Consider the following 22,651-nt stretch of genomic DNA (forward strand, 5'->3'; position numbering starts at 1 on the left):
TTAATGTAGATAAGGTATCTTTACCCACTAGATTGACTAAATACAGTGACGCAGTCAACCTAACCGTTAGCGATATAACAAATCAAACATGCAGTGATTGATAAATAGCTTTAAGTGCTGCTAATGGGTCGGCAGCTTGAGTAATTGGTCGACCAATCACTAAATAATCTGATCCTGCCGCAATAGCCTGGGGTGGAGTCATGACACGATGTTGATCACCGGCATCACTTCCTGCGGGTCTAATACCCGGTGTAACTAGGGTGAAGTCTTGTCCAAATGATGATTTAAGCAATTTAGCTTCTTGAGCCGAACACACAACCCCGTCTAATCCTGCTTGATGAGTCAATTTGGCTAAGCGCAGCACATGTTCAAACGCAGGCACATTAATACCAAGCAACACTAAATCTTCATCTGACATCGATGTTAATACGGTGACGGCAATCAATAATGGTGCATCGTCACCAAAGGGAATCAATGCTTTTTTGGCTGCCTGCATCATGGCTAAGCCGCCACTGGCATGCACGTTAGTCATCCACACACCTAAATCAGCGGCGGCGGCAACGGCTTTTGCAACGGTATTGGGGATATCATGAAATTTCAAATCGAGAAATAAATCAAAATCACGACTGTGGATGTCTTTAACCAGATCGGGTCCGAATAACGTAAACATCTCTTTGCCGATTTTTAAACGACACATCTCTGGGTCAAGTTTATCAATAAAGGTTAATGCGTCGTTTTTATTGTCATAGTCGAGGGCGACTACAATGGATTTATCAGTCATTAGGACTCCAGCGGCAATAGCTTGTGTTAATGCATTTATTATAAGGATTCTATCTTGTGATGGCGACGTTATTCACCATCGAGGCCTTTGATACGCTTGATACTGCCCCACTGTTTACACGATGGACAATGCCAATATAAACCGTGAGATGGAAAACCACAGGCGGTACAGCGATAACTAGGGCGGAATTTAATTTGTTGTTCAACAAGTTGCTCAAGCATAGACAAACTTTGTTTGGCTTGACCATCTTCAGCTTGTTTAATGTGTAATTTCATTAAATGCTGAAAGCCTTTCATGGTCGGATGACGATATAAATTATCGAGCATCATGGTTTCAGCACTTTGATGCTGGCCGAGGCTAATTTTGTGTTCGGCTAATGCAACAACCACACTGGCACCCGCGCCATCAGCAATCGCTTTGGCAAGCAACTCATGAAAACCGTTTGGATCTTGGGTGTCTCGATAAACTTGCTTTGCAATTGAAACACCATCGGTAAATAAATTAATATCTGCCACTTTTAGCTCTTGTAGCGCCTGCTTACATAACTCAAATTGGCCAGCATCAAGATACATTTTTGCTAAGGTTAACCAAGCTCGACCGCATTGGGCGTCTTGTTTAATTGCTTGTTGTAATTTTTTGATTTTATCAGCGTCATTATTGGCTTCATCAGCTAACTGACAATAAAAATGGGCCGTGGTGCATTTAAGCACTTGCTGACGTTTACGAGGTAAGCGTTTAGTGATGTCGATGGCATTTTGCCACTCTTTGGTCACTTGGTAGATTAGCAGCAGTTGTGTTTCAGCTTCTTCACTGTGGTCATCTTGGCTGACTAAGTTTATAAAGATTTCTTCAGCGCGGTCATAAAAACCTGCAGCCATATAATCTTTACCTAACTCCATCATCGCAATGTCACGCTGCTCATTGGTTAAGCTAGGCCTAGCAATCAAATTTTGATGGATGCGAATAGAACGATCCACTTCACCACGTTTACGAAATAACGAACCTAACGATAGATGGGTGTCGATAGTTTCGTCATCAACATCGAGCATGCTGATGAATAAATCAACCGCTTTGTCAGACTCGTTAGACAGTAAAAAGTTAAGCCCAGTAAAGTAATCTCGGCTTAGTTTTTTAGTCTGCTGGCTATCGCTATGACGAATACTGCGTCGTCCCATGTACCATCCATAACCGGCAGCGATAGGCAATAACAAGAACAAGATTTCTAGCATACTAGGCGGCTTGATCCTTAGGCGTTACAACAACACTGATTGCATCCGCAGCGGCGAACTTTTTAAGCGCTTTGTTACTTTTACGTAACGCGAGTTTTAACTTCACGATGTGGTAACTTGCAAATATCCAACTGATGATAAAGCCGCTGAAAAATACCACAGCAAGCACCATAGGCAATCGATATTGCCCTTCAGCAATAAAGTAACTTAAGGTTACGACTTGTTCATTTTTAGCGCCAAATAATAATGCTAGAACAAACATCAATCCAACCAGTACAACGATAATAAATGATCTCACGCTATTCTCCATGAAGGTGCATCAATATAATGATTATCCAAGAAATTTACTGGGCTGACCAGCATTGACTGCCATTAGATACAAAAAAGCCTCCAATAGGAGGCTTTTTATTCAAGCGTTAATCAAGGATTAACAGCATCGACACGTTCGCGCAGCTCTTTTCCCGGCTTAAAGTGCGGTACATACTTGCCTTCCAAGTCAACAGAGGTTCCTGTTTTTGGATTACGACCCGTACGAGGCGCACGATAGTGAAGTGAAAAACTACCAAATCCACGGATTTCTATACGATCACCGGTTTCTAATGTTGTTGCCATTTGCTCCAACATTTCTTTGATTGCACTTTCCACTTCTTTCGCCGACAGTTGCGACTGCCTAGTGGCGAGTTTTTCGATAAGTTCAGATTTTGTCATCTTAGCTATCCCATATTATCAAGCCAAACACAGTCGCCTAATGGGGACAAGGTCCCCATACAACAGACGATTTTCGATTACTTACGAGCTGCTTTGAAGGCTTCAGCCATTGCGCTGCTCATTACAACATCGTCTTGCTTGTTCAAAGTAGCGATCGCTTCTTTCTGTTCAGCTTCATCTTTCGCTTTGATAGATAAGCTGATAGAACGGTTCTTACGATCTACACCCATGAACTTAGCTTCGATTGCATCACCAACTGAGTATACAGTAGATGCGTCTTCGATGCGGTCTGCAGAGATGTCAGCTACACGAATGTAACCTTCAACTGTTTCTGCTAATTCAACTGTAACACCTTTTGCGTCAACAGCAGAAACAGTACCGTGAACTACGGTGCCTTTCTTCTTGTCAGCTAAGTATGCGTTGAATGGATCATCTTCAGTTTGCTTAACACCTAGGCTGATGCGCTCACGCTCTGGGTCTACTGAAAGAACTACAGCGTGGATCTCATCGCCTTTCTTGTATTCAGAAACTGCGTCTTCGCCAGTACCGTTCCAAGAAATGTCAGATAAGTGAACAAGACCATCGATTCCACCGTCAAGACCGATAAAGATACCGAAGTCAGTGATTGACTTGATCTTACCAGATACTTTGTCGCCTTTGTTGTAACGAGTTGCGAAGTCATCCCATGGGTTAACTTTACACTGTTTAAGGCCTAGAGAAATACGACGACGTTCTTCATCGATGTCTAATACTAACACTTCAACTTCATCACCTAAGTTAACAACTTTAGATGGGTGAATGTTCTTGTTAGTCCAATCCATTTCAGAAACGTGTACTAAACCTTCAACGCCTTCTTCGATTTCGACGAAGCAACCGTAGTCAGTTAAGTTAGTTACGCGACCAGTAAGCTTAGTGCTTTCTGGGTAGCGCTTGCTGATTTCTAACCATGGATCTTCGCCAAGTTGCTTAAGACCTAGTGATACGCGAGTACGCTCACGGTCATACTTAAGAACTTTAACGTTGATTTCGTCACCAACATTAACGATTTCAGATGGGTGCTTAACACGTTTCCAAGCCATATCAGTGATATGTAAAAGACCGTCAACACCACCTAAGTCTACGAATGCACCGTAGTCAGTAAGGTTTTTAACGATACCTTTAACAGCTTGACCTTCTTGTAGATTCTCAAGAAGAGTATCACGTTCAGCACTGCTTTCAGATTCGATAACTGCACGACGAGAAACAACAACGTTGTTGCGCTTCTGGTCAAGCTTGATAACTTTGAATTCTAATTCTTTGTACTCTAAGTGAGCTGTGTCGCGAACTGGGCGCACGTCAACTAGAGAACCTGGTAAGAAGGCACGGATACCGTTTAATTCAACAGTGAAACCACCTTTAACTTTACCATTGATGATACCGATTACAGTTTCAGCATCTTCGTACGCTTTTTCTAGAACGATCCAAGCTTCATGACGCTTAGCTTTTTCGCGAGACAATTGAGTCTCACCGAAACCATCTTCAACAGAGTCAAGGGCTACGTCAACTTCATCACCTACTTGGATTTCTAAAACGCCTTGTGCGTTTTTGAATTCGTCAGCATTGATTGGGCTTTCAGACTTAAGACCAGCGTCAACAAGTACCATACCGTTTTCGATGGCAACAACTGTACCACGGACGATAGAACCTGGACGGAACTCTAGGGTTTGAAGGGATTGTTCAAATAGATCAGCAAAAGATTCAGTCATGTTTTAGGTTACTTTCATTAAATAAACCACCATCCATCCTAGATGTGGAGTCTAGTAATATTATTCGTGTCATCCTTAACACGAATACCTACTGCACAATAATCGACCATTCGATTATGTAACAGTAATTTTTTGTCCAACATATTCAAGCACTTGCTTCAATACATCTTCAATGCCTATGCCGCTTGTATCAATAACAAGTGCATCATCAGCTGGGACTAGTGGCGAAGCGGCGCGATTGGTATCACGGTCGTCTCGTTCAATAATTTCAGCTAAAAGGCGATCGATTTTAACATCGAAGCCCTTGTCCTGCAACTGATTATAGCGTCTTTGCGCACGTTCTTCAGCAGACGCAGTTAAAAATATTTTTACTGGTGCTTTAGAAAAAACCACTGTGCCCATGTCGCGTCCATCGGCAACAAGTCCTGGAGCGGCGCTAAATGCACGTTGACGACGTAATAATGCCTCACGTACGCGTGGTAATGCCGCCACTTTTGAGGCAGCATTTGAGCATTCTTGTGTGCGAATGGTGGTGGTAACATCTTCACCTTCGAGAATCACTTTAATGGCATCGGCCTCGGTGCCCGTTAAAAATTGAACATCAAGGTGTGCAGCCAATAAGGTCAGTGCTTCTTCGTTTTCTAGCTCAACATCATGATGAATAGCGGCTAAGGCTAAAACACGATAAATCGCACCACTGTCTAACAAATGCCACCCTAAATGTTGTGCCAACAATTGGCATATAGTCCCTTTCCCTGCACCGCTTGGGCCATCTACTGTGATCACTGGAGATCGTTCAGACATAATTTCCTCCGAAAATAATCTATCTTCCTTGAAAAGATAAAGGGTTCATCAAAATAAGCGCGCGCATTGTATAACAAAAAAATGTTAATTACTGATGAATTTTCGGTTATTAAAACCAAGATCGCCCTTTAGTGCATACCTGATGCACTAAAGGGTTCGTTTTAATTTCACGATATAAGATTATTTTGCCAATTGTGTAAATTGTGCAAAGTAATCTGGAAAGGTCTTAGATGTGCAGTCTGGATCGTTAATGGTGATCCCACAATCAGCAAAGGCCATCATTGAAAAACACATTGCCATACGATGATCATTATAGGTATCAATTGCTGCAGTATTGAGTTCTGCAGGTGGTGTGATCGTAATATAGTCATGACCTTCTTCAACTATTGCGCCCACTTTACGTAACTCGGTGGCCATTGCGGCTAAGCGGTCTGTTTCTTTAATGCGCCAGTTGTAGATGTTAGTCAGTTTTGTGGTGCCTGTTGCAAATAAAGCAGCTGTAGCAATGGTCATTGCAGCATCGGGAATATGATTCATGTCCATTTCGATGGCTGTTAACGTAGACTTTCTGGCAATAATGTAATCATCGCCCCACTCTATGTTTGCGCCCATTTGGGCTAATGCATCAGCAAATTTTACATCGCCTTGAATACTTAAGCGGCCAACACCAGTGACTTTAACTTCACCACCTTTAATGGCACCCGCGGCTAAAAAGTACGATGCAGATGAAGCGTCACCTTCAACTAAAACTTTACCCGGAGAGACATAGTGCTGACCGGCTTTAATTTCGAAACGTTGATATTGGTGGTTAATCACCTCAACGCCGAATTGCTTCATCAGTGCGATGGTAATATCGATATAAGGTTTTGAAACTAACTCACCTTTAATTTTAATATTAACGCTGTCTTTAGTCAGCGGCGCGACCATTAGCAGTGCCGTCAAAAACTGGCTTGATAAATCACCGGCAATTTCAACATCGCCGCCGTTTAGCCCTGTGGCATTTATCGTTAACGGTGGAAAACCATCGTTTTTAAGGTAAGTGACATCTGCACCGAGCTGACGCAGCGCATCAACTAAATCACCAATTGGTCGCTCTTCCATTCGTGGCTCACCCGTTAAGGTAAACTCGCCTTGGCCTAATGTTAATGCTGCGCATAAAGGACGCATTGCCGTACCAGCATTACCTAAAAAGAGGCTTTGAGCGCTAGCGGATGAAATTGGACCTTCGTTTCCTTCAACAACGCATTCGGTTTTGTCTTCACTTAATGTGTATTGAATACCCAATTGTTTAAGCGATGCCAGCATATAGCGAATATCGTCAGAATCTAACAAGTTTGTAAGTGTAGTGCAGCCTCTGGCAAGCGTGGCTAAAAGTAATACACGGTTTGAAATACTTTTAGACCCTGGAATATTAATTTCGCCGTTGATGCAATTAATAGGATTAAGACGCAGTTGCTTCATTCGCTTTCTTCTTTTTTGCTAAAGATTAAGTTCAAGTTAATCTTGATGGAAAACATCACTCATTTATTGCCAGACAGCGTAAATCAAGTGGAACAAATTCATTACAGAATGAAAGAGTTTATCGTCACTAAACAAAAACCATTACAAGCTGATAAAATACGGATTACAGCGCTAATATCAACAACTCACGACCATTATTTGGCCTTTAAATACGGCAACAGTCTTACGAGATTGCCAACAATAATACTTAACACTGTAATGGAGGTCCATTACATCAGATAATCTTACGATATGACAGTATTATTTGCTTGTTACGTTAACTTTCCAAATGAAAAAATCTCAATAAGATATTAATTGAGATTGGGAGCAATTATGGCTTTAACTCTTAGTTTAAAGCGCGTTATGCTTAGTGCAAATAGCTAATATAAGGTTCTATTCATGTTCGATACCCTAAAAGCCTTACCAGCAGATCCTATTTTAGGCCTGCTAACTCAATACCGCGAAGACAGCCACGCAAATAAAGTTGACTTAGGTGTGGGCGTTTATAAAGACCCTGTAGGTCATACGCCAATTTTAGATTGTGTTAAAGCCGCCGAAAAAATTCGTTTAGACACCGAAACAACCAAGGTGTACATCGGCCCGACTGGCTCAGCGTCATTTAACCAACTTATGGGTGAATTAGCTTTTGGTGCTAGCCACAGTGCATTACTGGCTAACCGAGTTCGTACAGTGTCAACCCCTGGCGGAACTGGCGCCCTGCGCGTGGCGGCAGACTTTATTAAACGTTGTAATCCTAATGCGGTGCTATGGGTAAGTGACCCAACATGGGCAAACCACACAGGGTTATTTGAAGCTGCAGGTATTACGGTTAAAACCTATCCGTATTATGACTATGACAGCAAAACACTTAAGTTTGACCAAATGCTGGCAACCTTAAATACCATTGGTAAAGATGACGTAGTGCTTTTACATGCTTGTTGTCATAACCCAAGCGGTATGGATTTAACCACTGAGCAATGGGATGAAGTGGTTAAGGTTACGGTGAAGCAAGGCTTTACACCATTAATTGATATGGCTTACCAAGGTTTTGGTGACGGCGTAGATGAAGATGCTTATGGCGTTCGTCAGATGGCTGCAGCAGTTGAAAGCATGATTTTATGCAGCTCTTGCTCGAAAAACTTTGGTTTATACCGCGAACGTATTGGCGCTTGCTCAATTGTTGCTAAAGATAGCGCAACTGTTGATGTTGCCCAATCGGTATTGTTATATGTAGTGCGCTGCATTTATTCTATGCCGCCAGCACACGGTGCTGCGATTGTTGAGACCATTTTAGGTACCCCAGCCCTCAAACAACAATGGTTAGACGAGCTTAAAGTGATGCGTGACCGAATTAATGGTAACCGGGCAATGTTGGTCAATCAATTAACAGCCAATGGTGTTGACCGTGACTTTAGTTTTATCGCCCGTCAAAAAGGGATGTTCTCATTTTTAGGTGTTAACCCAGAACAAGTGGCAATCCTTAAACAGCAATACAGTGTGTACATGGTCGGCTCAAGCCGTATCAGTATTGCTGGTATTAGTGAAACTAATGTTGATTATTTAGCTAAATCAATTGCGGCAGTGCTATAACCGATACCATTTTGATTTATGGGTAGCTGGTAATATTACGCTATAAACAAGGTCGCTTAATGCGGCCTTGTTTATGTTAAGTCTAAAAAATTGTCTACTTAGCCCCCCTCAAAATGACATAATAATCAGTTATCAAAAATAGCCGTTTGTTATTCCATCTTAACGCCCAAATACCACAATTCGAGTTAGGTGAACTTATCTGCCTTTGCAAATAACAGCGTTAAGTGCAGCCAAATCTAAGCGATGCAATTTATCGAATTGAGCCAATATTGCTAATGCATAATACTGTTATTTCTCGGGTATCTATTAAAGTAATCGCACTGTTAAATATATAGGTGATGGTTGTATACGAATTGAAGCCGCTTGTAGTTTTTAATTTACGCTCATCGGGATACAGCTCCCATAGCATGAACATTATTAACATAATGGCTCTGTAGCTGTTTAAATTTTCATAAAAAGAGATAGCCTGACGCTGAAATTAATATATCAACAAAGTGAATTAGCCATGCAAAATGAAGCCATAAGTGTACAAGAGGTCCCCGAGTCAATCGTTGTTTCAGCTACTGGCTGGACACGTCAGGATACCACCTGGATGTTGAGCTTGTTTGGCACCGCAGTTGGCGCTGGAATTTTATTTTTACCGATCAATGCCGGAATGGGAGGTTTTTGGCCATTAGTGTTAATGGCACTCATGATAGGCCCAATGACCTATCTTGCTCACCGTGGATTATCTCGCTTCCTATGCTCATCTGCTATTCCTGGCAGTGACATCACTCAGGTAGTTGAAGAACATTTTGGTGCTGGAGCCGGTAAAGCGATTACTTGGCTGTATTTTTTAGCCATATATCCCATTGTATTAATCTATGGCGTTGGGATAACCAATACCGTCGACAGTTTCATTATTAATCAATTAGGCATGTTTACCGACGTCCCAAGAATGTTACTCGACGGTACGCCTGCACTGACAGAAGCTGGCGGGCAAATCATCGATAAAGTCAGTGGTATTCCACGTTGGCTACTTTCGGGTATGTTAATTTTAGGCATGATGTCGGTGATGGTTGCGGGTGAAAAATTTATGCTCTCCGTGACGCGGTTATTAGTCTATCCGCTCGTCGCAATCCTTGCTTTTATGTCCTTGTACCTTATACCAGACTGGAAGTTTGATGCGCTAATGGTTGTGCCTTCAACAACCAATTTTCTTGGTACTGTTTGGTTAACCATTCCAGTGTTGGTATTTGCCTTTAACCATTCACCCGCTATCTCACAATTCTCGGTTTCTCTCAAAAAAGAACATGGCGCTAATGCTTCCCATAAAGCCGATGTCATCCTCCGCAATACAGCCATTATGTTAGTCGGATTTGTGATGTTGTTTGTGTTCTCCTGTGTTCTGTCACTAACACCGGCGCAGTTATTAGAAGCTAAAGCCGATAACTTACCGATATTGTCTTATCTAGCCAACGTGCATGAAAGTGGCTTTATCAGCTACTTTGCCCCTGTCATTGCTTTCATCGCCATTATTTCATCTTTCTTCGGTCACTACATGGGGGCAACAGAAGGTTTGAAAGGCATCATTATCAAGCAATTACCCGACAGCAGTAAGCCAGAAAATAGCAAAAAACTGGATAAATTTATCTTAGGATTTATGTTTATGACTACTTGGGGCGTGGCGGTTATGAACCCAAGTATTCTGGGTATGATTGAGGCGCTTGGTGGCCCGGTGATTGCGGCTATTTTATATCTCATGCCAATGTATGCGATATACAAAGTACCGGCACTGAAAGCCTACCGCGGTCGAGTTAGTAACATATTCGTCGTCATTACCGGTTTATTATCTATGACAGCCATTCTATTCGGCTTACTGAGTTAAATAAGATAATTCGAGCGGGCTCACACCCGCTCGAATGATTCATTGAGGCAGAGTTTTGCATAAAGAACTCACTCAAAATGTAGTGTTATGCTTCAACTTCTACAGTTATACATTTATCAAAAAACAAAAACTAGAAGTAGCTCAAAACCTTACTAGTATTATCTTGTTACTATTGAAGCTATATCACCTCCTTCCTTTGAGTTAATTCAGTTAATGTCTTTTTACCAATCCCCAAAAAAAATGTCTGCATTTGATGCTAAGTTTGAAGCACAAAAAATAGCCTTCGCACCGGTAAGCTTTCAAGTCGCTCGTTGCTTAAGTCAATTTGGCATACTCACAAAGATTGATGGCGCCGGAGACGAAGGTATTAGCTTAATTCAACTGATTCAACATGTTGAATTGTCTGAATATGCCATTCACGTATTGCTCGATATGGGATTAAGTATGGGCATTTTTTGGTGTAAAGATGATCGTTATCGACTCGATAAAACGGGTTATTTCTTACTCCATGATGATATGGCCGCAAAAAATCTAAACTTCATCCATGATGTTTGCTATCAAGGCTTGTTTGACCTTGACGATTCACTTAAGCAAGGCAAAGCAATAGGACTTAAACACTTTGGCGATTGGGACACAATTTACCCTGGGCTAAGTCAGCTACCTGAACAAACTAAAAAAAGCTGGTTTGAGTTCGATCATTACTATTCAGATCATGCCTTTGACAGTTTATTACCTTTGATTTTCAAGTCAGATCCCGCTCATATTATTGATGTAGGCGGTAATACCGGTAAATGGGCATTTGCCTGCACCCGCTATAATAAAAACGTCAACGTCACCATTATGGATTTACCCGGTCAACTTGCTGTGGCAATGAAAAATGCCCAAGCATGTTTGGTTGCGGACCGAGTTCATCCGTTTGAAACAGATTTACTTGATAACAACAAGCCTTTTTACCAAGGAGGTGATTTGTATTGGATGAGTCAATTTTTAGATTGTTTTTCTAAACAACAAATCATCACTATTCTCCAGCGCACAGTGGCTGCAATGAAACCTGACAGTGAACTGTGTATTTTAGAGACGTATTGGGACCGACAGCCTCACGAAGCTGGTGCCTATTGCGTTAACGCAACCTCTTTGTATTTTACCGCGATTGCCAATGGCAATAGCAGGATGTATCACAGTAAAGATATGCTTAAAATGATCAATGAGGCAGGCTTGTATGTTGATGAAGACATCGACAACATTGGCCTAGGCCATACTTTACTCCGCTGTAAATTAAAGCCGATGAATTAACAGAACGGCAATTCCGCAATAACCAGTGGCATGAGATGTGCGTTCAGTAATATAGCGATGAAATACACATTTATTGATGACATAAAAAAGCGAATGCTGCTCGGCATTCGCTTTGTTTTTATTAAGCCGATCTTACGTTAAATAAATAAGCTTTTTAAATTAACTGTGGTTTACGGCAAAGTTATTCATAAAGTCTACTAACACTTGTACACCCGCAAGTGGCATGGCGTTATAAATACTGGCACGCATTCCACCGACAATACGATGACCTTTTAACGCGACTAAACCCGCCTGCTCTGCTTGTGCTAAAAACTCACTGTCTAGGGCGTCATTCACTAGTTGAAAGGTGACATTCATGCGTGAGCGGTTATGAGGAGCCACACCGTTTTTATAAAACGGATTACTGTCGATACAATCATACAGTAACGCAGCTTTTTGTTGGTTCACTTCAGCCATCGCACTTACCCCCCCCTTTGCGGCTAACCATGCAAACACTTCCGAGGCTAGATACCAAGCAAACGTTGGCGGTGTATTAAACATAGAGCCATGCTCAACGGCAACGCGATAATCCATTACTGATGATTGCGGCAGACTTGGTAGTTTAAGCATATCGTCACGCACAATGACAATCGACAAGCCTGACGGGCCAATGTTCTTTTGTGCGCCAGCATAAATAAGACCGTATTTGCTGACATCAATTTCGTGCGACATGATGGTCGATGATAAATCAGCAACAATTGGCCATGGGCTGTCTAGCTCTTCAAAAATCTCGATGCCATCTACGGTTTCATTTGAACAGTAATGCACATAACGATAATCTTTATCGATTGCCGTTAAGTCTGGTAATTTAACTTGATAAAGCCCATTGATCTGCTCAACAATATTGATACTGTCAATATTGTGCTCGCTTACCAATTTCTTCGCTTCAGTTACTGCAGCCGATGACCACTGACCACTGACCAAATAAAGTGCCTGACCATTATCGCCAAGAAAGTTATTCACCACGTTAGAAAATTGAGCCCGGCCACCACCGTGCATAAATAACACGTGGTAATTAGCAGGAATGTTCATCAACTTGCGTAATGTCACCTCTGCTTGATCGGTCAACGCAATAAACTCTTTACTGCGATGACTGATTTCCATCACGGAGACGCCTAGGCCATTCCAATCAATTAATTCCTGTTGTGCTTTTTGCATTACAGCTTGAGGTAACATGGCAGGTCCAGCACAGAAATTATAAATCGCGCTCACAGACAACTCCTTTGACAAATAATCAATATAGACAATAACAATTTAACCGTAATAGTAAGTATTTTACGGGTTGATGAATAGGCCTTTATTTACCTATTTTGATGAAATTTATTCCGTAAAATAAAACGGGCGCCATTAAGGCGCCCGTTCGAGGATATCGACAACAAAAGTAATCTACTACTCTTGTTCGTCATCTCCGGTTTTGGCTTCATCTGGATCTGTTGCTTCAACATCGTCAGTTGACTCAGCATCTGTCACTTCAGCATCGATAATATCGCTTACTGGAATAACATTGCCTTCTTCGTCTAACAGCTCTTCAGTTTGAATTTCTTCAATACGCTGCAAACCAACGACTTTCTCGTCTTCTGCGGTACGGATGATAGTCACACCTTGAGTGTTACGACCAATAATGGATACGCCTTCAGCAGGAGTACGCACTAAGGTGCCTTTATTACTGATCAACATGATTTCGTCAAAAGTACCCACTTGAACAGCACCGACTACTTCACCGTTACGTTCACTGACTTTAATCGACACAACGCCTTTAGTACCGCGGCTCTTCGCTGGGTATTCACTTAGCTCTGTACGTTTACCGTAACCATTTTCAGTTACGGTTAAAATAGCACCGTCACCTTTAGGCACAATTAACGACACCACTTTTTGGCCCGCATCAAGCTTAATACCACGAACACCGGTAGCAGTACGACCCATAGGGCGCAGTGCAATGATTTCTTCGCCAGTTTCAGCATCTATCTTCACTTCACCGGTTTCAGAATCACGCGCTTTCTCATTGAAGCGAACCACTTTACCTTCGTTAGAGAACAACATAATGTCGTCACTACCTTCAGTAATATCAACGCCAATTAATTGGTCGCCGTCTTTTAGGTTCACAGCAATAATGCCGTTTGCACGAGGGTTACTATATGCTGTTAATGCTGTTTTCTTCACGGTACCGTGTGCTGTTGCCATGATGATATATTTATCATCTGCATACTCACGTACCGGTAGAATGGCAGTAATGTGCTCACCGTCAGATAGTGGTAATAAGTTAACAATTGGACGACCACGGGCAGTACGACTTGCCAATGGTAATTGATACACTTTTAGCCAGTACATCTTACCAAAGTCAGAGAAACACAAGATGGTGTCATGGGTGTTTGCCACCAATAACTTTTCTACAAAGTCTTCATCTTTTACTTTAGTTGCGGCTTTACCTTTACCACCACGACGCTGCGCTTGGTAATCAGACAGTACTTGGTATTTCGCATAACCTAAGTGAGACAAGGTCACTACAACGTCTTCTTCATTGATTAAGTCTTCAAGACTCATATCAATTTCGTTAGCGTTAATAATAGTGCGACGTTCATCACCGTATTGCTCAAGTATTTCTTCAAGTTCTTCTTTAATCACTTCCATCAAACGAGATGGAGTACGAAGAATGAATAACAAACCTGCAATCAGAACTAAAAGCTCTTCATATTCAGCTAAAATCTTGTCATGTTCTAGACCGGTTAAACGGTGCAGACGTAATTCCAAAATCGCTTGTGCTTGTTGCTCAGTTAAATAGTACTGACCGTCACGGATACCGAACTCAGGCTCTAACCATTCAGGGCGTGCAGCGTCATCACCAGCTTTTTCAAGCATGCCTTGTACATGACCTAATTCCCAACCTTGTGCAACCAATTTTGCTTTGGCTTCAGCAGGTGTAGGAGAGGCTTTAATAAGCGCAATAATCGGGTCGATGTTAGCCAATGCAATGGCAAGTGCTTCAAGAACATGAGCACGTTCGCGGGCTTTACGCAGTTCAAATACAGTACGGCGCGTGACCACTTCACGACGGTGAAGAATAAAACACTCAAGCATTTCTTTAAGGTTAAACAATTTAGGCTGACCGTTAGTCAATGCCACCATGTTGATACCAAAAGAACACTGCATTTGTGTTTGAGAATATAAGTTGTTTAGTACAACCTCACCCACTTCACCACGTTTGATTTCAATAACAATACGCATACCGTCTTTATCAGACTCATCGCGTAGGCCACTGATACCTTCTAATTTTTTATCTTTAACAAGCTCGGCAATTTTTTCAATCAAACGGGCTTTGTTAACTTGATATGGAATTTCATGAACAATAATACGTTCACGACCATTCTCTTCAGTTTCAATTTCCGCTTTAGAGCGCATGATAGCGCGTCCACGGCCAGTGTTATAAGCATCGATAATGCCTTTGCGACCGTTTATTGAAGCTGCCGTTGGAAAATCTGGACCTGGAATGTATTCCATTAACTGTTCAATCGATAAACTTGGATCTTCGATTAACGCCAAACAGCCTTTCACTACTTCTGTTAAGTTGTGAGGTGGAATGTTAGTGGCCATACCAACCGCAATACCAGATGAACCATTGATTAATAAGTTCGGTACACGTGTTGGTAACACCGCAGGGATCATTTCGGTGCCATCGTAGTTAGGCACAAAATCCACAGTTTCTTTTTCAAGGTCGGCTAATAATGAATGCGCCAACTTTTGCATGCGGATTTCGGTATAACGCATCGCCGCTGCCGAGTCACCGTCGACCGAACCAAAGTTTCCTTGTCCGTCAATCAATGTGTAGCGTAGCGAGAACGGTTGCGCCATACGTACAATTGTATCGTATACAGCTGTATCACCGTGTGGGTGATATTTACCAATTACGTCACCAACGACACGAGCGGATTTCTTATATGGTTTGTTCCAATCGTTTTTTAATTCGCTCATTGCGAACAATACTCGACGGTGAACTGGTTTTAAACCGTCACGGACGTCAGGTAAAGCACGACCTACAATTACACTCATTGCGTAATCAAGGTAAGAATTCTTAAGTTCGTCTTCGATGTTAATTGGCGAAATAGATGATGCCAGATCAGTCATAAACTGCGCGTTCCCCTAAAGTGAGCTGACAATAAAACTTCCATATTATTATCTAGCTTAAAAACGTGATTTGGCATTCTAACACAGATATTTAATGTCGCCAGAGCAAAGACCAGCCAAATGCTCTATCACTCTTAAAAATTATAAAAAAGCTAATATTTTCAGCTAATTTAGTTTATTCATTGGCTAATATATGACTAAATTTAAGCAACAATAACCGTTAACTTGCTGATGCTTTAAGCAGTTGATAGCACAAAATGACAATTCACCTCGCTTAAATGGATGTTTTATGAGCAAGCGTGAACCGCAAAAGCCATTGTTGACTACTATTCGCAAAGGTTATCGCTATAATAGCGACCATACTTTATTACACACTTAGGTTAAGTTATGTCACACGCTGAACAATCGACACCCAATGTTGATCCGCTAGAGATCGCAAAATTTGAAGCCATGGCGCAAACTTGGTGGGATCTCAATGGCGAGTTCAAGCCATTACATTTACTTAATCCACTGCGCTTAAACTACATCGACCAAACCGCTAATGGTATTTTTGACAAGAAAGTACTTGATGTTGGCTGTGGTGGCGGCATTTTGTCAGAAAGTATGGCGCGCCTAGGTGCTAACGTTGACGGTATTGATATGGGCAACGAACCTCTTGAAGTGGCAAAACTACATGCCTTAGAGTCTGGTGTTACGGTTAATTACCTCAAAACAACAGCCGAAGCACATCGTGATAATCACCGAGAATATTATGATGTGGTTACTTGCATGGAAATGCTCGAACATGTACCCGATCCACAATCGGTGATTCAAGCCTGTTGTGACATGGTTAAACCTAACGGTTTTGTGTTTTTCTCAACCATAAACCGTAATATGATGTCGTATTTACAGACGATTATCGGCGCAGAGTATTTATTAAAAATGCTGCCAGTTGGCACTCACGATCACAGCAAATTTATTCGCCCATCGGAACTGATGGCATTGGTCGATAACACCGACTTATTGTGTAAAGATGCGCTGGGAATTACCTACAATCCATTGTCAGGTGTGTTTATGTACACTAAAAGTGTCGATGTAAACTATATGATAGCCACTCAAAAAATTGATTGATCATCCAGGTGATTCTTTTCAACATTTCAACGTGAATGCAGCACAATAGCGTTATGTTGTACTAATAACGCTATAAAGGGCTTGCACTGTCTATTGTTATTTTATCTCGTTAGGAGCTAGCCCTTGCATAAACAAGATATAAAAGGAGTGCTGTTCGATTTAGACGGTACCTTAGCCGATACAGCCCCAGATTTAGTGCAGGCATTGAACCTCAGCTTGGATGAAGCCGGTTTTAACGTCCAACCGCTTGATTTGATGCGCCATGCAGCATCACATGGCAGCTTATATTTAGTCAAAACGGCCATTCCAGATGCCGATGAACAAGTACAAATCACCATCCAGCAAGCGCTACTTCAGCATTATGCCCGTATTAATGGTGACAACAGCCGTTTATTTGATGACTTACCTGAACTGTTGTCTTTATTTGATGCCCAATCGATTCCTTATGGTGTAGTGACCAATAAGCCAGCTCGATTTGCCAGGCCATTAGTGGAAAAGCTTGGTTTAACTCATAAATTGAAAACCATGATCAGTGGTGATAGCACCCGCCACTCTAAACCTCATACCGCACCAATGCTGTTAGCAGCACAACAAATTGCCATTGCTCCTCAAAGTATCTTATATCTAGGCGATGCCGAACGCGACTTAGTCGCCGCCCATAATGCCAGTATGTTAGGTGGCGTTGCTTTATGGGGTTATTTATCTGCGACAGATAAACCTGACACATGGCCTGCAGGCAGACAATTTGAACATGGCGCCTCACTAAAGCAATTCTTCACTGAATAATGACACTATTTGGGCATCAAGTTAGCGGGATATTTTGGGTAAATGAACAAAGCATGAGTGAAGTTTAACGGGTCTTATTCGGCTTAAATGAGCAGTTAACCAGCACCAATTTCCACCCGATCAAAACCAACAAAAGATCAACCAATAAACAGTGCATTTTTTTTGATCGCTGTTTATTTTAGCGATCAAATCTTTCTCATTTGATGGATTAAAAAATATCATTTATCAAAAACTCTTTATGAATTTGGGCTCTAGGGTTAGTTGTCACTAACCCTGCCGTTTATCCTCAAGTTATCCACAAGAAGTTAATGAAATTGTGGCTTGCAATAAACCTCAAACCTCACTATCTTGTATCTTAGATTTTAAATAACACCATATCTTGTGTGTGGCTAACAATCAAAACACTACTCCACGACGTTCCAAAGGATGTAGCTGCTAACTGAACGTACTGGTGTTTAACTACCACGTTGTGAGTACATCAGGTTGATTGTTTTAACATGGAATTGTTTTGTAACTGGTTCGGATCGAATCAAGCAGCACTGCATCCAACAACAGATCACATGATTAGATATAGAACCAAGGCCTCTCTTCAATGAATAGCAATATGACAGTCACTAAACGCAGTGGCGAACGTGAATCTATCGATTTAGATAAAATTCATCGCGTGATCACTTGGGCAGCCAAGGGATTAAAAAACGTCTCAGTATCTGAAGTAGAACTTCGATCTCATCTGCAGTTTTTTGATGGTATTCCAACAGAAGCCATTCATGAAACGATCATTAAAGCCGCGGCTGACTTGATCTCTCCTGAGTCACCTGATTACCAATTTGTGGCTGCCCGCTTAGCGGTGTTCCATTTACGTAAAAAAGCATTTGGTCAATTTGAGCCACCAACGTTATATGACCATGTCACCAAGTTAGTTGAAATTGGTAAATATGACATGCATATCATGGCTGACTACAGCCGTGAAGAATTAGACATCCTCGACACCTATATCGATCACTGGCGTGACTTGAACTTCTCTTATGCCGCGGTAAAGCAACTTGAAGGTAAATACCTAGTTCAAAACCGTGTAACGCATGAAGTGTACGAAAGCGCCCAGTTTTTATATATTTTAGTGGCTGCATGTTTGTTTGCCCGTTACCCAAAAGAAATCCGTTTGAAGTACATTAAAGACTTCTATGACGCGACGTCTCTGTTTAAGATTTCTTTACCAACGCCAATCATGGCCGGTGTGCGTACACCTACACGTCAGTTCAGCTCATGTGTGTTGATTGAGTGTGATGACAGCTTGGATTCAATCAATGCGACGGCATCGTCTATCGTTAAATACGTTAGCCAACGTGCTGGTATTGGTATTAACGCTGGTCGTATTCGAGCCCTTGGTAGCCCTATTCGTGGCGGTGAAGCTTTCCACACTGGTTGTTTACCTTTTTATAAGTATTTCCAAACTGCGGTGAAGTCTTGTTCTCAAGGCGGCGTACGTGGCGGCGCAGCAACCCTTTTCTATCCTTTATGGCATCTAGAAGTTGAATCGCTACTAGTCCTTAAAAACAACCGTGGTGTTGACGACAACCGTGTACGTCATCTTGACTACGGTGTGCAGTTAAACAAATTAATGTACCAACGTTTGATTAAAGGCGAATACATCAGTTTATTCAGCCCATCAGACGTGCCAGGTCTTTACGATGCATTCTTTGAAGATCAAGCTGAGTTTGAACGTTTATACCTTCAGTATGAGCAAGACAGCAATGTCCGCAAAAAACAAATTAAAGCGGTTGAACTGTTTTCATTGATGATGCAAGAACGTGCTTCCACTGGCCGTATCTACATTCAAAACGTCGATCACTGTAATACTCACAGCCCGTTTGACTCTAAAGTTGCGCCAATTAAGCAATCTAACTTATGTTTAGAAATTGCTTTGCCAACTAAGCCACTGACTAATATCGATGATCCAGACGGTGAAATCGCGTTATGTACCTTGTCAGCACTTAACTTAGGCGCAATTAAAGATTTATCTGAACTTGAGCCATTAGCTGATTTAGCCGTACGTGCACTCGATAACTTACTTGATTACCAAGATTACCCAATCAAAGCCGCACAAACGAGTTCAATGAACCGTCGTACCTTAGGTATTGGTGTGATTAACTTTGCTAACTATTTAGCTAAAAACGGTAAAAAGTATTCAGACGGTTCAGCCAATAACCTAACTCATAAGACCTTTGAAGCAATTCAGTTTTATTTACTGAAAGCGTCAATGAACTTAGCTAAAGAGCAAGGTGCATGTCCGTTATTCCACGAGACTACGTATTCGAAAGGTATTTTACCTATCGATACTTACAAGCGTGATTTAGACAAGATTTGCGACGAGCCATTGCACATGGATTGGGAAAGCTTGCGTAGCGACATTAAGCAGTACGGTTTACGTAACTCAACCTTGTCTGCGCTAATGCCGTCTGAAACCTCATCGCAAATTTCAAATGCGACCAATGGTATCGAGCCTCCACGCGGCTTAATCAGCGTTAAAGCCAGTAAAGATGGTCAGTTAAAGCAAGTCGTTCCTGATTTTGAATTGCTCAAAGATAAGTATGAACTACTGTGGAATATGCCAAACAACGATGGTTATATCCAACTTGTTGGTTTAATGCAGAAGTTTATCGACCAAGCTATTTCGGCCAACACCAATTATGATCCTAGCCGTTTTGAAGGCGGTCGTGTACCGATGCAAACGTTGTTAAAAGACTTGTTAAGCGTATACAAACTGGGCATTAAAACATTGTATTATCATAATACTCGCGACGGTGCTTCGGATCAGTTTGACGACATTATTGCTGTCGAAGAAGAAGACGATGGCTGTGGTGGCGGTGCGTGTAAGATATAATCATCACTTTATGTATATTTAGCGGGGGCCTTCCCCGCTTTTTGAAAAATGCGTTTTCAGGACACCTAAATAATGGCTTACTCAACATTTTGTCAAACACCTAACGATTCGACTAAAGAACCGATGTTTTTCGGTCAATCGGTTAATGTGGCACGCTACGATCAACAGAAATATGAAGTCTTTGAAAAACTAATTGAAAAGCAATTATCGTTTTTCTGGCGTCCAGAAGAAGTTGATGTCAGCCGTGACAAAATTGATTTCGGTAATTTACCTGAACATGAACAACATATTTTCTTATCAAATCTGAAATACCAAACCTTGCTAGACTCAATTCAAGGCCGCTCGCCGAATGTGGCATTTTTGCCTTTGGTATCGCTACCTGAATTGGAAACGTGGATTGAAACATGGTCATTTTCTGAAACCATTCACTCGCGTTCGTACACTCACATTATTCGTAATATTGTTAATAACCCGTCTGTGGTCTTTGACGATATTGTTCAAAATGACGAAATTTTAAAGCGTGCCGGTGATATTGCCGCTTATTACGATGACTTGATTAACCTCACCCAGATTAATAACTTGTTAGGTGAAGGAACGCACATTATTAACGGTAAAGAAATCACCGTTAATTCACGTATTCTTAAAAAGTCATTATATTTGTGCATGATGTCAGTTAATGCCTTAGAAGCGATTCGCTTCTATGTCAGTTTTGCCTGTTCGTTTGCCTTTGCAGAGCGCCGTGTCATGGAGGGTAATGCTAAAATCATTCGCTTAATTGCCCGTGATGAAGCATTACACCTCAATAGTACACAACACATTTTAGCTCTGATGCAGGGTGGTAAAGACGATCCAGAAATGGGAGAAATTGCTGCGGAGTGTAAGCAAGAAGCTTATGACTTATTCGTCAAAGCGGCGGAACAAGAAAAAGAATGGGCCAAGTACTTATTCAAAGACGGTTCGATGATTGGCTTAAATGAACAGATTTTATGCCAGTACGTTGAGTTTATTACTAACCAACGGATGAAGTCAGTTCACTTACCTCAACCTTATGATGAACAATCGAATCCACTACCGTGGATGAAAAACTGGTTAGAAAGTGATGCAGTACAAGTTGCCCCACAAGAAGTAGAAGTATCATCTTATCTTGTTGGTCAAATTGATTCTTCTGTTGATGGCGATGAGTTTTTAGATTTTGACCTATAAAAAACTTTTCAAAAAAGCCCCAATTGTAAGCTTGAAAGGACAGCCGGTTATTTTATTTGACGGCCAACATTCAAGCTTATTAGAAGCGCTTGAGTCGAAAAAAGTGAAAGTGTTTTCAGAGTGTCGTAATGGATTTTGCGGCGCGTGTAAAACCACAGTGATATCAGGAGAAGTTAAATACTTCTCCGAGCCACTAGCTGAACTTAAATCAGATGAATGTCTGCCCTGTTGTTGTGTGCCTGAGGGTGATTTAAATCTCAAACTATCAACTGAAGGTGTGCAAGTGGTGGCTAAACGTCAATATGCCTCAACCAATGACACTCATAAGCAAACAACTGCGTTAACCCAACAATTACAGACTAACAGCCCTAAACTTGCCCACGAACGTTAACTTATCGTCCCGTTAACACCCTTCTAGATATTCAAAGCAATACTTAACAACACGCGTTTACCCGTCTCAATCTTAGTCACGCTATGCTCATATTTATCAGGACGAAATAAATACACTCGCCCCCATAAGTTCATGATGCATTTCGCACACAGAAACACCCCACCGACTTTAGGTTGCACAAGGACAAAATTGAGTTTGTAATAGCGGCCTTGTTGTACCGGATCGATATGGGCCATCACTCGGTGATGAGTATGATAAGTTACCAGGTTTATCGACAATATCCGACTGCTAAAAATGGCTTTATTGATTACCTTGGCCATGGTATCTCCAATGGGAACATCAGCAGCAAATTATACCTATTCGATATAAATTTGTGGGCATATTCACCAGCCAAAATCATATAATATAGACGACAAGATTCCATCATGTTAGCCATCGAGCTTATGTCGCAGAGGTATCGTTAGATAGGTTGTAAAAAATGAAGTCTATTGATGAGCTTACAGGGCTAATAGAAAGGTATCGGGAGCAATTATTTAGTCATTATTGACTAGTGTGGATAATGGCTAATGCTAAAATAACTAGCATAAATAATGATGAGTCAGCCG

General features: G+C 41.5%; 18 protein-coding genes. 8 read left to right on the forward strand and 10 right to left on the reverse strand.

Annotated elements, in window-relative coordinates; genetic code table 11:
* Positions 1-82: 82 nt before the first annotated feature.
* The 7 genes from pyrF to aroA all read right to left on the reverse strand — a co-directional run bounded on the left by pyrF (position 83) and on the right by aroA (position 6,728).
* Complete coding sequence (gene pyrF, locus EGC86_RS10825) at positions 83-781, reverse strand: orotidine-5'-phosphate decarboxylase (RefSeq protein WP_011637575.1); 699 nt, start codon at positions 779-781, stop codon at positions 83-85.
* Positions 782-849: 68 nt separating this feature from the next.
* Positions 850-2,010, reverse strand: coding sequence for a lipopolysaccharide assembly protein LapB (gene lapB / locus EGC86_RS10830; protein WP_123777583.1), 1,161 nt, complete (start codon positions 2,008-2,010; stop codon positions 850-852).
* A 1-nt stretch (position 2,011) separates the two neighbouring features.
* Complete coding sequence (locus tag EGC86_RS10835) at positions 2,012-2,308, reverse strand: LapA family protein (protein WP_049763537.1); 297 nt, start codon at positions 2,306-2,308, stop codon at positions 2,012-2,014.
* 122 nt (positions 2,309-2,430) lie between these two features.
* Positions 2,431-2,718, reverse strand: a complete 288-nt coding sequence (gene ihfB, locus EGC86_RS10840; RefSeq protein ID WP_011637578.1) for an integration host factor subunit beta — start codon at positions 2,716-2,718, stop codon at positions 2,431-2,433.
* Positions 2,719-2,795: 77 nt separating this feature from the next.
* A complete protein-coding gene (gene rpsA, locus EGC86_RS10845; protein WP_011637579.1) occupies positions 2,796-4,463 on the reverse strand; it encodes a 30S ribosomal protein S1 in 1,668 nt (555 codons plus the stop codon).
* A gap of 114 nt (positions 4,464-4,577) precedes the next feature.
* The gene (cmk, locus tag EGC86_RS10850) at positions 4,578-5,267 is read right to left on the reverse strand and encodes a (d)CMP kinase (RefSeq protein WP_011637580.1); all 690 of its coding nucleotides are present in this window, start codon (positions 5,265-5,267) and stop codon (positions 4,578-4,580) included.
* Between the two features lie 180 nt (positions 5,268-5,447).
* A complete protein-coding gene (gene aroA, locus EGC86_RS10855) occupies positions 5,448-6,728 on the reverse strand; it encodes a 3-phosphoshikimate 1-carboxyvinyltransferase (RefSeq protein ID WP_123777584.1) in 1,281 nt (426 codons plus the stop codon).
* Between the two features lie 438 nt (positions 6,729-7,166).
* On the opposite strand from aroA, the gene EGC86_RS10860 reads away from it, so the two are divergent.
* The 3 genes from EGC86_RS10860 to EGC86_RS10870 all read left to right on the forward strand — a co-directional run bounded on the left by EGC86_RS10860 (position 7,167) and on the right by EGC86_RS10870 (position 11,517).
* Positions 7,167-8,357: an amino acid aminotransferase gene (locus EGC86_RS10860; RefSeq protein ID WP_011637582.1), complete on the forward strand. Its 1,191-nt coding sequence runs from the start codon at positions 7,167-7,169 to the stop codon at positions 8,355-8,357.
* 505 nt (positions 8,358-8,862) lie between these two features.
* The gene (locus EGC86_RS10865) at positions 8,863-10,224 is read left to right on the forward strand and encodes an SLC5/6 family protein (RefSeq protein WP_102036523.1); all 1,362 of its coding nucleotides are present in this window, start codon (positions 8,863-8,865) and stop codon (positions 10,222-10,224) included.
* Between the two features lie 213 nt (positions 10,225-10,437).
* The gene (locus tag EGC86_RS10870) at positions 10,438-11,517 is read left to right on the forward strand and encodes a methyltransferase (RefSeq protein WP_123777585.1); all 1,080 of its coding nucleotides are present in this window, start codon (positions 10,438-10,440) and stop codon (positions 11,515-11,517) included.
* 159 nt (positions 11,518-11,676) lie between these two features.
* Here EGC86_RS10870 and serC read toward each other — a convergent pair whose 3' ends face one another.
* Entirely contained in the window at positions 11,677-12,768 is a 1,092-nt protein-coding gene (gene serC, locus EGC86_RS10875) for a 3-phosphoserine/phosphohydroxythreonine transaminase (protein ID WP_123777586.1), read from the reverse strand.
* Between the two features lie 177 nt (positions 12,769-12,945).
* On the reverse strand, positions 12,946-15,675 hold the full coding sequence (gyrA, locus tag EGC86_RS10880; RefSeq protein WP_059743645.1) for a DNA gyrase subunit A: 2,730 nt from the start codon (positions 15,673-15,675) through the stop codon (positions 12,946-12,948).
* 387 nt (positions 15,676-16,062) lie between these two features.
* Between gyrA and ubiG the strand changes: the two genes are divergently transcribed.
* From ubiG to yfaE, 5 genes are all read left to right on the forward strand, one after another.
* Positions 16,063-16,785, forward strand: a complete 723-nt coding sequence (gene ubiG, locus EGC86_RS10885; RefSeq protein ID WP_123777587.1) for a bifunctional 2-polyprenyl-6-hydroxyphenol methylase/3-demethylubiquinol 3-O-methyltransferase UbiG — start codon at positions 16,063-16,065, stop codon at positions 16,783-16,785.
* Between the two features lie 123 nt (positions 16,786-16,908).
* A complete protein-coding gene (locus EGC86_RS10890) occupies positions 16,909-17,571 on the forward strand; it encodes an HAD family hydrolase (protein ID WP_123777588.1) in 663 nt (220 codons plus the stop codon).
* Positions 17,572-18,163: 592 nt separating this feature from the next.
* On the forward strand, positions 18,164-20,452 hold the full coding sequence (gene nrdA, locus EGC86_RS10895) for a class 1a ribonucleoside-diphosphate reductase subunit alpha (RefSeq protein ID WP_059743649.1): 2,289 nt from the start codon (positions 18,164-18,166) through the stop codon (positions 20,450-20,452).
* Positions 20,453-20,524: 72 nt separating this feature from the next.
* Complete coding sequence (gene nrdB / locus EGC86_RS10900) at positions 20,525-21,655, forward strand: class Ia ribonucleoside-diphosphate reductase subunit beta (RefSeq protein WP_101087077.1); 1,131 nt, start codon at positions 20,525-20,527, stop codon at positions 21,653-21,655.
* Positions 21,645-22,046, forward strand: a complete 402-nt coding sequence (gene yfaE / locus EGC86_RS10905; protein WP_102035938.1) for a class I ribonucleotide reductase maintenance protein YfaE — start codon at positions 21,645-21,647, stop codon at positions 22,044-22,046. The genes nrdB and yfaE overlap by 11 nt, the downstream gene beginning before the upstream one ends.
* Positions 22,047-22,069: 23 nt before the next feature.
* On the opposite strand, the gene EGC86_RS10910 is transcribed toward yfaE, so the two are convergent.
* Positions 22,070-22,366, reverse strand: a complete 297-nt coding sequence (locus tag EGC86_RS10910) for a hypothetical protein (protein WP_102035939.1) — start codon at positions 22,364-22,366, stop codon at positions 22,070-22,072.
* Between the last annotated feature and the right edge of the window lie 285 nt (positions 22,367-22,651).

It is taken from the genome of Shewanella frigidimarina, from assembly GCF_003797125.1.
GTDB lineage: Bacteria > Pseudomonadota > Gammaproteobacteria > Enterobacterales > Shewanellaceae > Shewanella > Shewanella frigidimarina.

Coding starts and splice junctions, on each gene's coding strand:
- nrdB (WP_101087077.1), top strand. CDS start 20,525: ATGGCTTACTCAACATTTTGTCAAACACCTAACGATTCGACTAAAGAA.
- aroA (WP_123777584.1), bottom strand. CDS start 6,728: ATGAAGCAACTGCGTCTTAATCCTATTAATTGCATCAACGGCGAAATT.
- nrdA (WP_059743649.1), top strand. CDS start 18,164: ATGAATAGCAATATGACAGTCACTAAACGCAGTGGCGAACGTGAATCT.
- rpsA (WP_011637579.1), bottom strand. CDS start 4,463: ATGACTGAATCTTTTGCTGATCTATTTGAACAATCCCTTCAAACCCTA.
- EGC86_RS10870 (WP_123777585.1), top strand. CDS start 10,438: ATGTCTTTTTACCAATCCCCAAAAAAAATGTCTGCATTTGATGCTAAG.
- gyrA (WP_059743645.1), bottom strand. CDS start 15,675: ATGACTGATCTGGCATCATCTATTTCGCCAATTAACATCGAAGACGAA.
- EGC86_RS10910 (WP_102035939.1), bottom strand. CDS start 22,366: ATGGCCAAGGTAATCAATAAAGCCATTTTTAGCAGTCGGATATTGTCG.
- ihfB (WP_011637578.1), bottom strand. CDS start 2,718: ATGACAAAATCTGAACTTATCGAAAAACTCGCCACTAGGCAGTCGCAA.
- cmk (WP_011637580.1), bottom strand. CDS start 5,267: ATGTCTGAACGATCTCCAGTGATCACAGTAGATGGCCCAAGCGGTGCA.
- lapB (WP_123777583.1), bottom strand. CDS start 2,010: ATGCTAGAAATCTTGTTCTTGTTATTGCCTATCGCTGCCGGTTATGGA.
- ubiG (WP_123777587.1), top strand. CDS start 16,063: ATGTCACACGCTGAACAATCGACACCCAATGTTGATCCGCTAGAGATC.
- EGC86_RS10860 (WP_011637582.1), top strand. CDS start 7,167: ATGTTCGATACCCTAAAAGCCTTACCAGCAGATCCTATTTTAGGCCTG.
- pyrF (WP_011637575.1), bottom strand. CDS start 781: ATGACTGATAAATCCATTGTAGTCGCCCTCGACTATGACAATAAAAAC.
- EGC86_RS10865 (WP_102036523.1), top strand. CDS start 8,863: ATGCAAAATGAAGCCATAAGTGTACAAGAGGTCCCCGAGTCAATCGTT.